The organism is Salegentibacter lacus, from assembly GCF_020164555.1.
In the GTDB taxonomy this organism is placed as follows: Bacteria; Bacteroidota; Bacteroidia; order Flavobacteriales; family Flavobacteriaceae; genus Salegentibacter; species Salegentibacter lacus.
Genome location: NZ_JAIQZB010000002.1, coordinates 54,640 through 68,862, shown reverse-complemented (window position 1 = coordinate 68,862; position 14,223 = coordinate 54,640). Strand labels below are relative to the sequence as shown.

Annotated in this window: 11 protein-coding genes; 9 read left to right on the top strand and 2 right to left on the bottom strand. The window is 37.3% G+C overall.

Features of this window, described 5'->3' with window-relative positions:
- Nucleotides 1-63: 63 nt before the first annotated feature.
- From LB465_RS01815 to LB465_RS01790, 6 genes are all read left to right on the top strand, one after another.
- Nucleotides 64-1,152, top strand: coding sequence for a Gfo/Idh/MocA family protein (locus tag LB465_RS01815; protein ID WP_224466340.1), 1,089 nt, complete (start codon nucleotides 64-66; stop codon nucleotides 1,150-1,152).
- Between the two features lie 275 nt (nucleotides 1,153-1,427).
- Nucleotides 1,428-1,688 carry a hypothetical protein gene (locus tag LB465_RS01810; protein ID WP_224466337.1) on the top strand — a complete coding sequence of 87 codons (261 nt, stop codon included), beginning with the start codon at nucleotides 1,428-1,430 and terminating at the stop codon, nucleotides 1,686-1,688.
- Nucleotides 1,689-1,792: 104 nt separating this feature from the next.
- Nucleotides 1,793-3,937: a glycoside hydrolase family 97 protein gene (locus tag LB465_RS01805; RefSeq protein WP_224466333.1), complete on the top strand. Its 2,145-nt coding sequence runs from the start codon at nucleotides 1,793-1,795 to the stop codon at nucleotides 3,935-3,937.
- A gap of 333 nt (nucleotides 3,938-4,270) precedes the next feature.
- Nucleotides 4,271-4,621, top strand: a complete 351-nt coding sequence (locus tag LB465_RS01800) for a hypothetical protein (protein WP_224466329.1) — start codon at nucleotides 4,271-4,273, stop codon at nucleotides 4,619-4,621.
- A gap of 16 nt (nucleotides 4,622-4,637) precedes the next feature.
- Nucleotides 4,638-6,005, top strand: coding sequence for a short-chain fatty acid transporter (locus LB465_RS01795; RefSeq protein ID WP_224466325.1), 1,368 nt, complete (start codon nucleotides 4,638-4,640; stop codon nucleotides 6,003-6,005).
- Between the two features lie 77 nt (nucleotides 6,006-6,082).
- Nucleotides 6,083-6,553: a hemerythrin domain-containing protein gene (locus LB465_RS01790; RefSeq protein ID WP_224466322.1), complete on the top strand. Its 471-nt coding sequence runs from the start codon at nucleotides 6,083-6,085 to the stop codon at nucleotides 6,551-6,553.
- A gap of 13 nt (nucleotides 6,554-6,566) precedes the next feature.
- Here the strand turns inward: LB465_RS01790 and LB465_RS01785 are convergent, their stop codons facing one another.
- On the bottom strand, nucleotides 6,567-7,796 hold the full coding sequence (locus LB465_RS01785) for a hypothetical protein (RefSeq protein WP_224466319.1): 1,230 nt from the start codon (nucleotides 7,794-7,796) through the stop codon (nucleotides 6,567-6,569).
- A gap of 583 nt (nucleotides 7,797-8,379) precedes the next feature.
- On the opposite strand from LB465_RS01785, the gene sqr reads away from it, so the two are divergent.
- From sqr to LB465_RS01770, 3 genes are read left to right on the top strand one after another with little or no spacing between them, the layout of a single operon-like run.
- Nucleotides 8,380-9,609: a type III sulfide quinone reductase, selenoprotein subtype gene (gene sqr, locus LB465_RS01780; protein ID WP_224466317.1), complete on the top strand. Its 1,230-nt coding sequence runs from the start codon at nucleotides 8,380-8,382 to the stop codon at nucleotides 9,607-9,609.
- Nucleotides 9,610-9,634: 25 nt separating this feature from the next.
- Complete coding sequence (locus LB465_RS01775) at nucleotides 9,635-9,943, top strand: TusE/DsrC/DsvC family sulfur relay protein (protein ID WP_224466314.1); 309 nt, start codon at nucleotides 9,635-9,637, stop codon at nucleotides 9,941-9,943.
- Nucleotides 9,944-9,961: 18 nt separating this feature from the next.
- The gene (locus LB465_RS01770; RefSeq protein WP_224466311.1) at nucleotides 9,962-10,438 is read left to right on the top strand and encodes a DsrE/DsrF/DrsH-like family protein; all 477 of its coding nucleotides are present in this window, start codon (nucleotides 9,962-9,964) and stop codon (nucleotides 10,436-10,438) included.
- A gap of 88 nt (nucleotides 10,439-10,526) precedes the next feature.
- Here the strand turns inward: LB465_RS01770 and LB465_RS01765 are convergent, their stop codons facing one another.
- Complete coding sequence (locus tag LB465_RS01765) at nucleotides 10,527-14,153, bottom strand: BamA/TamA family outer membrane protein (RefSeq protein WP_224466308.1); 3,627 nt, start codon at nucleotides 14,151-14,153, stop codon at nucleotides 10,527-10,529.
- Nucleotides 14,154-14,223: the final 70 nt, after the last annotated feature.

The window sequence follows — 14,223 nt, the reverse complement described above, 5'->3', positions numbered from 1 at the left end:
TTTTCACGGTTTGTGATCTTAGAAGTATAGCTTAACTTGATCAAACAAATTCAAAACATACTTATGAAAAAAGTGGGTGTAATATTTCTTTTCAGTTTAATTACTTTTCAAAGTTTTTCTCAGGAAAAAATAAGGCTGGCGGTGGCGGGTTTAACTCACGGACACGTGAATTGGATTTTTAACCGTGAGGATAAGAATGATGTGGAAATTGTGGGTATTTATGAAAGTAATAAAGAACTCATCGAGAAATATAAAGAAAGGTATGAGTTGAATGAAAATCTTTTTTATACAGATCTTGAAGAAATGCTTGATGCTGTAAAACCCGATGCAGTTTCAGCTTTTGGTGCTACCAATGAACATCTTAGGATTGTAGAAGCCTGTGCTCCAAGGAAGATTCATGTGATGGTAGAAAAGCCACTGGCTACAACTATAAAAGATGCCAGGGAAATTGAAAAGCTGGCCACACAACATTCCATTCACGTACTTACTAATTACGAAACTTCCTGGTATGCAAGTAATCAGTATATAAAAGAATTGGTTGAAGCAGGCGAACTTGGAGATATTAGAAAAGTAATGGTGAATTCGGGTCATCAGGGGCCAAAGGAAATAGGAGTTAGTGAAGAGTTTCTGGGAATTCTGGTAGATCCCGAAAAGAATGGCGCAGGAGCCTTAATGGATTTTGGATGCTACGGAGCCAATTTAATGACCTGGTTACTGAATGGAGAAAAACCGGTTTCGGTTACTGCGGTAACCAATCAGAATAAACCTGAGATTTATAACAAGGTAGAGGACGAAGCCACGATTGTTCTTCAATATAAAAAAGCACAGTGTGTAATCCAGGCTTCATGGGACTGGACCTTTTCGCGAAAAGATATGGAAGTCTATGGAACCAAAGCTAACGCTATTGCTAACGATGCCGAAACAGTGAAAATACGTAGAAGCGAAAGTAAACCTCGAATCCTCAATTTAGATCCCCGAAAAGATCCATACGACGATCCTTTTTCTTATTTGGCTGCAGTGGTAAACAAGGAGATAAAAATGAGTGAAACTGGTCTATATAGTCTTCCTCTTAATATTACTGTAGTAGAAATTTTAGAGAAAGCGAAGGAATCGGCCAGGACAGGGAAAACAATATATTTTAATGAAAAGTAATTTTATAAAATGGATTGCATAAAAAAAGGGGGATTGACTTTCATTTCAGAATTGCCCCCTTTCTTACCCCAATTACACACTTCAAAATTAACTCAGATAAAGCCTATTCAGGTTAAATCAAGGTCAAGGAAATACTAAGATTGTATTATCGGTTAGCGTTATTTTTCAGCTTAACATTCATTTAAAAATCACAGGTTAAGGTTTAATTTTTAAATAACCTATCACAGAATGTTTGCGTCTAATTTTGCTAAAAATAATAGTAAATAAATTAGGCAATGAATTCAAACGAAAAGAACAATTTAGCTTTGGAAACTTTAAAATTTCCGGTTAGGTACGATAGTAGGCAACAAACAATATGGGATGCCAAAGGAATGATGGTTTGCGATATTCGTGGCTGGGGAAAAATTCAATTTATGAATAAATCTGAAGCACGTCAGGACGCTATAGGTGAATTAATTGCGAATTTACTCAACAAGTACCAGCGTAACGAAAATGCTAAAATAGACGAGGAGCTTTTTAGGATGTTAGCTTCTTAAATGTGAAATTTCCCGCTTATTAGGGAAGAGTTTTAGAGGCTTTAATTTCCTCGAAATACATAAAACCGTACTTTTGTAGATTCACACACTCTAAAGTAGAATTTATGAAATGTCGATTAATATTAAGCCTGTTTTGTCTGGCTGTTTTTGGAAGCCTGCAGGCTCAAAACCTGGAATCTCCCGATGGAAACCTGGAAATGAATTTCTCTCTCCAGGAAGATGGCACTCCTGTTTATACCCTGGATTTTGAAGGAAAAACCATAGTAGAAACCAGTAAACTGGGAGTAGAATTAAAAGAAGACGAACATTCCCTTACCTCTAATTTTAGCATAGAAAATACCGGAAAATCTACTTTTAACGAAACCTGGACGCCGGTTTGGGGTGAAGAAAGTGAGATTAGAAATCATTATAACGAACTTGTGGTTCATTTAAATCAGGAAGATTCAGAGCGAAAAATGCTGATTCGTTTTCGTTTATTCAATGACGGGCTCGGATTTAGATATGAATTTCCGCAGCAACCCAATCTTGCCCATTTCGTGATTTCAGATGAAAAAACCGAATTTGCTATGACCGGAGATCACACCGCTTTCTGGATCGCCGGCGATTATGATACTCAGGAATACGATTATACCGAAAGTAAACTTTCAGACATAAGAGGGTTGATGGAAAAAGCGGTTACCGCCAATGTTTCTCAAAAGTCTTTTTCCCCAACCGGCGTGCAAACTTCGCTGATGCTTAAAACTGAAGACGGGATTTATATTAATTTACACGAAGCTGCCTTACTCGATTATCCTGCGATGCACCTTAACCTGGACGATGAAACTATGGTTTTTGAATCCTGGTTAACGCCAGATGTTAACGGCGATAAAGCCTATATGATCGCTCCCGGAGTAACTCCGTGGAGAACTGTGATTGTTAGCAACGATGCAAAAGATATCCTGTCTTCCAGAATTACTTATAACCTGAACGAACCCAGCAAGATTGAAGATACTTCCTGGATTATACCAATGAAATATATGGGTGTTTGGTGGGAAATGATCACGGGAATGAGTTCCTGGGATTATACCGATGAATTTGCTGCGGTTAAACTTGGCGAAACCGATTTTGAAGCGGCTGAACCAAACGATACCCACGCTGCCACTACCGAAAATGTAAAATACTATATAGATTTTGCTTCAGAACACGGTTTTGACGGACTTTTAGTTGAAGGCTGGAATGTAGGTTGGGAAGACTGGTTCGGGAATTCTAAAGATTATGTCTTCGATTTTGTAACGCCTTATCCCGATTTTGATGTAGATGAAATAAGGGATTACGCCAAAAGCAAAGACGTGGAAATGATTATGCACCACGAAACTTCGGCTTCGGTTAGAAATTACGAAAGGCATTTAGATACCGCTTACCAGTTTATGAAAGCCAATAATTATAACGCGGTAAAAACCGGTTATGTAGGCGATATCCTTCCGCGAGGGGAAAATCACTATAGCCAGTGGATTGTTAATCACTATCAATATGCGTTGGAAAAAGCTGCCGAATACGAGATTATGATCAACGCTCACGAAGCTGTTAGACCAACCGGAATCGCGAGAACATGGCCTAACCTAATCGCGAACGAATCGGCTCGTGGAACGGAATATCAAGCCTTTGGCGGAAATAAACCCAATCACGTTACCGTTTTGCCCTTTACACGTTTAATTGGTGGGCCTATGGATTATACACCCGGAATTTTTGAAATGGATATCAGTAAATTGAATCCGGAGAACAATTCCCACGTAAACAGTACCCTGGCGAATCAGTTGGCCTTGTATGTAACGATGTATTCGCCTCTGCAAATGGCAGCCGATTTACCTAAGCATTACGAGCAGTTTATGGATGCATTTCAGTTTATAAAAGATGTAGCGATAGATTGGGATAAAAGTGTTTACCTGGAAGCCGAACCCGGAGATTACATCACCATAGCCCGAAAAGAAAAAGATGGAAATAACTGGTTTGTTGGAAATGTAAATGGGGAAACCCCAAGAACTTCAGAAATTGAATTCGATTTTCTTGAAAAAGGAAAATCCTATATCGCCACGGTTTATGCCGATGCCGATGATGCGCATTATAAAGAAAATCCGCAGGCTTATGAGATTAAAAAATACAGGGTGAACAGCAAGTCTAAGCTTTCACAAAAATCTGCTCCCGGTGGTGGTTACGCTATTAGTATTATAGAAGCTGATAAAGCTGAAACCAGGGATTTGGAGAAATTGTAAGTTGTATAGTGTAGCATGTAGATTGTATACTGTAAAAAGTTAAAGTTGAAACCCTCGTCAATTTGGCGGGGGTTTTCTTTTTAAAAACCTTAATTCAGAAGAAATTAATAAATAATTTATAGTTTTAAGTGGTGAATCAAAACTCCTTATCTAAGTCATTTTCTGAGGATTGTTGTTAACTATTAAACGAGAGAAATGAGTACATTGTCAGAATTGAATAAACTTTCTAAAAAGAGCCACACAAAATTAAGGATCGTAAGTTTATACAATATCATAAGTTTTTGGTTTACTGTGATTTTGAGCTTTTCTGGAATTCTTATTACACTATGGTTTATGCCAGTGGAAGAAATGGAAATATTAGGTATAAGCCTATTGTTTATTTTACCAACAGTTTTAATTTCCATTAGTTACATTATGCTAAGGGTGAATCTAAAATTATTAAAAGGTTCAGTGACAGCTTATTGGGTGTTGCTTATTTACTTTGCGTTACAATGTATTGGTTTTGGAGTTGCTGGAACAAAATTCAATTTTGATTTAGGGGGCATCCCTATTACCTTCACCTTTACCGTGGATGATTTTTTCTTAAAAATTAATATTGTAGCAATTATACTTACTGGTTATTTATATAGTTTAAAGAATCAATTACCAGAATTATTAGAAAAATTAAAAACCCAAAAATACTAAGGAACTAGTCTATAATTTGAACCTAAGTCAATTCATAGAAAAAACCTTTAAGAAACTTATTCCGGCGCCCTTTACTTTAGCGGTGCTGCTTACCCTAATTACGCTTTTTGTAGCATTTTTCTTTACCGGTGAAACAAATAGCACTTCGGCCATTCAAATCCTCGATTATTGGCAAACCGGGATGTGGGACCCTGCCCTTATCGTGTTTATGGTGCAAATGATGCTCATTTTGGTTCTAGGCCACGTCTTAGTGCTAAGCAAACCTGTTACCTGGCTTACGAGTCAGTTAACAAAAATAGTGACCGGAAATGCAAGCGCAGTGATTATCGTTTCGGTTTCTACAATGCTGGTGGCGTTTTTAAATTGGGGTTTGGGCTTGATCTTCGGAGCGATAATGGCAAGAAAAGTAGCGGAAGCAGCTTACAGCAGAGGATTCAAAATTAATTACCCTTTAATTGGTGCGGCCGGCTATGTGGGACTCATGGTATGGCATGGCGGAATGAGCGGTAGCGCACCGCTAAAAGCTGCCGAAGATGGGCATTTAGCAAGCCTTTTCCCGGGGGCAAATCCTGAATTTCTTTCACAGTTACCTAATAGCCTTTCCACTGCCAGTACTATTTTTTCGCACTGGAATTTACTGATCTTTGCTACTTTATTGTTATTAATTCCGCTTACGCTCTATCTGCTTTCCAGAATCAGCGGAACGAAAACGGTGAAAATTGAATCGGAAACAAAAGCTGATCACATCGCAAAAATCACCGGAGCCGAAAAATTAGACCATTCAAAATGGCTAAGATTAGTATTCGGGTTTTTACTGCTTGCTGCCTTTTTTGCAAGTTATTCCGAAGAGCTTTTAATAGGAAACTTAACTCCGAATATGCTCAATTTCTTAATGCTTTGCCTATGTATCTTACTGCACGATTCTTTCTTTTCATTTTTAAAAGCCTTGCAGGAAGCAATAGGGGGAGCGGCGGCGATTTTAATTCAGTTTCCGTTGTATTTCGGGATTATGGGCGTGATGCGTGAAACCGGTTTAGTGGGGGATATTTCAGGCTTTTTTGCAAGTATAGCGACAGATGTTAGTCTGCCGGTTTACAGTTTTTTTAGCGCAGGTTTAGTGAATATTTTTGTGCCCAGCGGCGGTGGCCAGTGGGCGGTGCAGGGGCCAATAATTCTGGAAGTCGCTTTAAAACTTGGAGTTCCGCTTAACAAAGCGGTAATGGCACTAGCCTATGGAGACCAAATCACTAATATGCTACAGCCATTCTGGGCTTTACCATTACTTGCCATTACAAAATTAAAAGCGCGGGAAATTCTTCCCTATACGCTGGTGATGATGCTGGTGGGATCGCTGGTTTATATTATCGGGCTATTATTGGTGTAGTATTTCAGATAAATTGAAAAAGTCGCTAAAAATAGCTTAAGATTTCTTATTTTATGTAGGAATCAAATTATCAGCTTATGGTACCACCAAAGAATAACCCGATAAAAAGACATAAAGCGATTCAACCTTTAAGTCGTGAGCATCACCAGGGGCTTTTACTCTGCTGGAAGATCAAGAAAGGTTTTGCGACTGGAGTGGAGCCGCAACGTATAAAAAATTATACCGATTGGTTTTGGGAAAATCAATTACAGGAACATTTTAGAATTGAAGAAAAATATGTTTTTCCGGTTTTAGGCGCTAAAGATGTACTGGTAAAACAGGCTCTGGAAGAGCACGAACATCTTGCCGCATTATTTAGTCAAAATACCGAAATATCATTAGCTCTGGAAACAATTCAGAATGATCTGGAGGGCCATATAAGGTTTGAAGAAAGGGTTCTTTTTAATAAAATCCAGGAAGAAGCATCAGCAGAAGAATTTCAGAATATTCAGCAACACCACGACAAAGCAATTTCTTGCGGGGTGTGGGAAGATGAATTCTGGAACTAAATTCATCAAAAACCTACGCGGCTTTTTGCAAAGGTTTCCTGCCGGTTACTTCTTGCTTTAGCCTGAAAACCGTGTCTTTTTCGTAAGCCAGGAAATAATAGATTACAAAAAACAGAAAATACATAATCATTGATTTCTGCCTTAAAATTATGCCCAGGTTAGACATTACAAAGGTCATTGCGAAAGAACTTGTAAAAAACAGTAATAAACTCAATTTGACCTTAGCCGGCGCACTTCTAAGAAAACCGAAGAAGCTCTTTTTAAACAACTTTCCAAAAATCAATAAGTAGATAAAGTTCTCTATAGAAACGATAACCCCTAAAATTCCCGGAGCATCAAAAAATAGGGGCCTAAACCAAAAAGTAAAGAACTTCTCTAATAAAGTATAGTCTGTCATTGGTACACCAGAAGTAGCATTATCAAGACTGTTAGACCGGTTTTCGGTAAACGATAAGAAATCGGCAATTAGATTTTGGGAATTACCAAGGTTTACCACTCCTAAAATCTGTTTATGAAATAGAAGTACTAGCCCTGCAATTGCTCCAAGAAAAATAGCCTTTTGTTTTTTAGTGATCTGGTTTCGGTTTATAAAGATACCAAACATTCCCGCTCCAGCCAGTAATAAAAACATATGTGGTCTTATTGCGAAAACCAGTAATGAGCCTAAACCAAGACTAAATAATCTGTTTTTGGGTTTTCTAAGCGCATAAGCGAATAACATTAACCCTAAGAATATTGGAGCGCCTTTTCCTAAGGATGCCGTCCAGAAGTGCATATTGGGTAGAAAAAGAATCAATACCAAAAAATCTATTTTTTTGAAGATTTTGATATTTATAGCGATATTTTCTTTGAAGAATAAATAGGCATAAACAAAGCCCATAAAGCCAATCCAGCTAAAAAGCAACATCATCATTTCGTAGCTGAAGCCAAAGAAATTTATAAAAGGATAAGAAAGGAAATTTATAAAAGAAGTTCCTGTTTCAAAGAAGCCATCCCAGGTTTTCCCTTCCTTGCCCGGCACATTAAAATAGCCTTTAGAATCAGAAGGATTAAAGAAAGCATAGGTGTAATAAATCCCGGCAAAGATTAGATGATAATAAAACAATTTGTTCATCAGGTTAGCTGAGAAGAAATCGTGTTTTTCACTAATTTTTTTGAAAATATATTGGTTAACCAGGTGCAAAAAAGGAATAAGCATTACCGCCTGCAATAGGTTATGAATTAGGTTTATATCTGGGGACATATTTTTTAAATCTGTTTCTTCCTTTAAACCAATTTTCTTACCTAAAATAAAATATTTATAAAATAAGCAGGGTGTTTATTCAGAACGACTTATGTACAGTGGTTTCATGGGTATTTGAATTTTAATAGGGCTCCGGAGTGATATTAATTTTTACCAGGAAATTATACACAAAACTGTGGAATTTCTCACTTATGCGATTTATGTTGCTATAGAACCGGGAAGTCTCTTTCAGCGGGAAGGCAGAATTTTTTTTTAAAACCCGATATTAAAAACTCGAGTTACTACCCTATTTTAATTTCTATCCATTAATTACTTGTTAGGAATTTTAGATTTCAAAAAACTTGGGTAAAACTGATCTTCATCATATATAAAAATATCGGTCAAAAATTATTGATAATTTAATTTAATATGATTTAAATACTTAATAATTCAGTTTAAAGCTCTAAAAAACGTTTTTAATTTAATTATATCTATCAAAAAATTTGTTTTATTCAGAAAACTCTAAAAAAGCCCATGTAACATTGGTTGCATTTCGAAATCAGGCCTGTAGGTATCTTTGGGTAAGTTATTAAACTATAGAACAATGAAAAATTTACTCATACTTGGAGCCGGAACAGCAGGAACGATGATGGCGAACCAACTTCGGTCCAAATTAAAAAAAGATCAATGGAAGATTACCATCGTAGACCAGTATAAAACCCATTACTATCAGCCTGGATTTCTATTTCTGCCCTTCGATATATACACTGAAGATCAGGTAAAAAAAGTAGGAAAAAAGTTTATTCCTAAAGGAGTGAATTATGTTCAAAAGAAAATAGATAGAATTTTTCCAGAGGAAAACAAGGTGAAGCTGGAAGACGAAACTATAAATTATGACATCCTCATAATTGCCACCGGTTCTAAAATTGCCCCAGAGGAAGTGGAAGGCATGAAAGGTAAAAACTGGCACAAAAATGTTTTTGATTTTTACACCTATGAAGGTGCTTTGGCGCTTCGAAATAAGCTTAGAGATTGGCAGGGAGGAAAAATGGTAGTTCACCTTACCGAGATGCCAATAAAATGTCCAGTGGCTCCGCTTGAGTTCGCGTTTTTGGCAGATTCGTATTTTAAGGAAAAGGGAATGCGGGATAAGGTAGAACTCACCTATGTAACTCCCCTTTCAGGAGCCTTTACAAAAGAGAAAAGTGCTGCAACACTAGGATATTTATTGGAAGAGAAAAATATAAATTTGGAAATAGATTTCGCTATAGAAAGTGTTGATAATGAAAATAATAAAATTATTGATTATGGCGGAAAAGAGGTGGAGTATGATCTCCTGGTAACCATCCCAACCAATATGGGTGACGAGGTGATTGAACGTTCTGGGATGGGAGACGACCTAAATTTTGTTCCAACAGATCATCATACACTTCAATCTAAAGATCATGAAAATGTTTTTGTAATTGGAGATGCTACCAATGTTCCTGCCTCTAAGGCCGGCTCGGTAGCTCACTTTCAATCAGAAACCCTTACAGATAACATCTTGCTTTTTATAGATGGAAAACCTCTTAAAGAGGAATTTGACGGCCATGCTAACTGTTTTATTGAAACCGGTAATAAAAAAGCCCTTTTAATAGACTTCAACTATAAACAGGAACCTGTTGAGGGAACTTTCCCGTTTTCGGTAATAGGTCCCTTAAAGCTGCTAAAAGAAAGTGTTTTTAATCACTGGGGAAAACTGGCATTTAGATGGATTTACTGGAATATGCTTTTAAAAGGAATTCCAATCCCTTTTGTTGGCAGGAATATGAGTACGAAAGGAAAAAAACTTTAAATAATAATAATTAAAATCTGATATCATGGAAACTCAAGAAAATGCATTAAAAGTAGATAGAAACCAGGAAGGATATTTAACTGATTTCTCTCAATGGAATAAAGACGTAGGGGAGCAAATTGCCCAAGAGGAGGGGATTGAAATGACCCCGCGCCATTGGGAAGTTATTAACTGGATTCAGGAACAGGTAAAAGCAGATAAAGCTTTATCTATAAGAGGAATTAAAAAGAGCGGAGTGCTTGATATAAAAGAGTTTTATGCTCTTTTCCCGGGAGGACCGTTAAAGATCTCTACCAAGATTGCCGGTGTACCAAAACCTAAAAGCTGTATTTAACCACTAAAACTTACGACGATGAGTACTACAAAAGTAAAAAAGATGCTCTTCATTTTATCGAAGGCCACTATAGAAAATGTATACGCAGCTTTTATTATGGCTAACGGAGCGAGAATGGAAGGCATTGAAGCAGAAATATTCTTTACTTTCTTCGGCCTGGAGGCCGTGCAAAAGAAAAAACTGAATAATCTTCATGTTGCAACGGTTGGTAATCCGGCTATGCATATCCCTACTATGGTGGGAGGCCTGCCGGGTATGGAAGCTATCGCTACAAAAATGATGAAAAAAGAGATGGAAAAACTTGATATGCCTCCGGTAGACGAATTTCTTGAAATTCTCTCGGCTTCAGGAGTAAAATTATGGGGCTGCAAACTGGCGATAGATATGTTTCACCTGGAAGAAAAAGATCTTATAGATGATATGGACGGAATCTTGACCATCGGCGATTTTTATAATAGAGCCGATCAGGATGGAACACAAATGTTATTTGTTTAAAAGAACATGATGTTTGGTTATTTGGACAGGCAGAGCTCGATTATTCAGCTCTGCTTGTCTTTTTTCTTTTAATTTCTTTGGCTTTTGGTTAAAATTTAAACCCAAAAGTGAAAGTTAATCTTCCTCCATCATCCCCATAATAATATCCGGTGTTTGCAGTAATTGCACTAAACCCATTAATCCAGATAGAACCGCCATAATTGTTTCTCCATTTATCTGAATTAGAATCCTCAGCCCAAACACGACCGTAGTCAAAGCCTGCGCTCACGCCTATTTGCAACGGAATGAAATTGGTTTTAAATCGGCTTAGCCCAACTCTAAGATCAGTAGAGTGGAAGAAAGATTGTTTACCATTGAAACGCTCCCAACGATATGCCCTTAGGTTTTCATTTCCACCAAGAATAGCACCATCGTAATATTCATAATTTTCTCCAAAAATAGCTTTACCACCAATTTTAGTAGCTAAAACGGCAATTCCGCTTTGGTGCAACGGATAATCTATAGCCAGCGAAGGACTCACATAGGCAAATTCATTATTATGTTCGTCAATATTGGTTTTGTACCCGGTCGTTATTTCAGCTTCAAATCCTCGGGTAGGATAAGCCTGATTATCCCGGTTTTCGTAGCGATAATTTACCTCGGCCCCTGCATAGAGCTGCTGGTTAAAAACATCGTTTTCTTCAGAAAGAGCATCGGCTATAAATTTGTCTTCCTGAAAAGAAACATCCCTGGATTGTAACATAGGCTTTGCATAAAAATTTCCGCCAGAATTTCCGCGCCAAATTAGCGAGGGAGCAATTTCCCATTGTTCAATAAGCACACGGTTATAATCACGTCCAAAACTATCTCGTAAATTTTCTGATTCTGTCCCTTCCCCAAAATAGTTAATCGCAAAATTTGGGCTGGTATACCGAGCTTCAATTCCGAGGTTCCAGTTGTAAAAAATATGAGCAAACTCCCCGCGGTATCCTATTTCAAAACCATTAGTGGCAAAATAGTAAGAGACATCAAAACTATGTTGCGTATTAAAAGGGTTATTGGTGAGTCCGTAAGTAGTGTAGGTATCTCTTAATCCCAATGAAAGGCCCTCATCACCATTATAATCTACTTGAGGCATAATCTTATTCTCGCTTCTTTTTCGTTTATCGGGATCAAAAGTGTTTATGTCGTAAGAATCTACCAGCCACTTTTTAGATTCCGGATTTGTAATGGTATTTTCTTTGCTCTTGTGATCATACAGTTTAATTTTCCTGGGATTATCAAAATCATAAATATCGTTTTCTTTCCCACCAATCACATTAATCCTTATTAGGTCGTCCCCGTTTCCGGTAACATTAAAAGTGTCATCTCCATCGAGGCCGTAAATCCAAATTTCATTAGTTGCTTCAGAATTATAAACGTTTCTAAAGACTTCTTCGCCATCTTCATTAATTGAAATAATCTCGGTAATTCCGTTTTCTTTTCTTTTAATGTTGAAAACATCATCTTCTTCTGTTCCAGTTAGCACCTGGAATTCCTGAAGGTAATTATAATATCGCTCAGCAATGTCTTCAAGGTTATCTCTTCTCGCTTTAAGACTGGCTTTTATTTTTTCTATACTTTGATCTTTCACTGCTTCGGGTAAAGCTTCGAAAGCAATTTCTATCTGTTCATTGGTAAGTTTAGACTGAATGAAATTAACCTGTTCTTTCCAGTCTTTCCAATCTGAATTTTTTAACAGACGCTGGTCTAAAGGATACCCGGAAAGATTGAACCATTTTACGTTATCTACATTACCATCGTAGGTTTCCATTTTTCTTACTAAAGGGATTCCCAATTTCACTAAATCCGGAATAAAACCATCGTAATTTGGGAAAGCAAAATCGCGGTCTCTGGGAATAGGCTTATAGAGTTTAGAGCCATCAGGTTGCGAATGCTCGGCCCAACGCCACTGGTCAAAATGCCTGTCCCAGTCGCCAATTAGCATATCTACAAGACGATTTTTTATAAATTCTTCTTCATCGGGAACCGCTTCTTTGCTCTCCCTCAATTCTTTAAGAAAATCTGTAGTACTTATAATATCTTCAGGCGATCCAAATCTTTCAAATTCTTTATTTTCATCCCCAACGTGGGCTTCAAACATATATAGCTCGTTACCATATTCATCGTTATTTAACCCCAGGGCTTTTTGCTTGGGAACATAAAAGATTTGAGGTTTTCCTGCATAAATATTTAGTAGATCGTTAATGTGTTTTAAAGAGTAACGAGCGTAAGGGTGTGCGCTTGTAAACAGGTCTAACGCATAGCGTTGAGCCACTGTATTTTCTACATAATCTTTAATATAATGATCTTTTATAGCTATAGCTTGTAGAAACCGGGTAGCGCTCTTTCGTAAGGCACGTATGGTAAATTCGTGTTTGTCTTCTCCAATAAAACGAAGAGATCGGGATTGCATTCCACCACCTTCTTTTAGAGGTTCAAGATTGCCATCTAATGTGTCAAGAAATAGTACAGGAGCCTCTATTTTCGTGCTATAAACATCTCTATAGAAGTCTCCAAAAAGTGATTTATATAAACCAGATTTATCTGTTTCTTCTTCAGTGTAAATCGATGCGCTTATCGTGTCACCAATTTCTTCTTTGGTTTTAAAGTCGATTTCGTCCCAGTTAGGTTCATCGCTTTTTATCGTTTTGCTGAAAACGGGATTTTCAGAATCTTCTATTTCGAAGAATTCTACTAAAGTTTCGTTGTTTTTGTATAGTTTTAATTTGGCATAGCCGTTTTTGGTAGTACCAAAATGTTCATTTTCTTTTCTAATGCTTAATTTTTCTGCCTTGCCGGTGGTTCCGCTAATAATTTGAGGAATTCCATCGTCTTCTAAATATTGCAAATTCTCATCACCTCCTGAAGCGAAAATAACATTGTCAAACTGGCTGGCAAGGGTTTCCAGACGCCCACGTAAATAGCTGTATTCTTCATTATAATAATCCTGGGTATAAAATCCTCCTATTTTTTCAAAGAAAGATCTTTTAGAATTGCTCATTACGGGGTGTTGCAGGGAAACTAAAATTGTTTTTCCGTGGGCATCTTTAATATCATCTTTAAATTCAGCAAAAAAACGTTCCCTGGATTTAATATCGCATTTAGAGTTCATATTCGGGTGATCGTCCCAGTTTTCTAAATACCATTGCGTATCTACGGTTACAAGTACAAGATCATCAGTAATATCTTCTTTTTCTATGGGGCAGCCATCATCTGGCCAAACTTCTATATTAGATTGGTTATCCTGAAGAAAAGACTCGAGATCGTCTATTCGGTTTTGGCCACCTTTTGTCCATTCGTTTTGTCCCGGGGTAAAAACAACTTTTCCGTTGAATTCCTGAACGGCATCCAAAAGATTCTTTTTAAGAAATTGCTTTTGAGCTTCCCGTTCTCCTTCTTGCGGAAATCCTTTAGGCGGAAGAAAATTCCCTGGCACCAGCAAGGTAGCTACCTCATCACTTTTAGAAGCTTCAACGATAGCTTTAAGCAATTGTTGACCTTCTCCGGTTAAATCGTTTCCAATGTTCCCAGCAACATAAAAAGTATGCTGCAGGGTTTTAGGATCCTCTTCGTAGGGAGTAACCTGCGCTGTTGCTGATAATCCGGTAATTAAAAAAATAAATATAAGCTTGAAAATTGTATATGTATTCACCATAAAATGCCTGAAATGAAGTTTAATTTGAATGAAAATCAAATTTTTCAAAAAAATGCCATTTAGCCATAGCTTTTAACGCTTTATAACACTTGGCTTTAGCAAGTCTTTA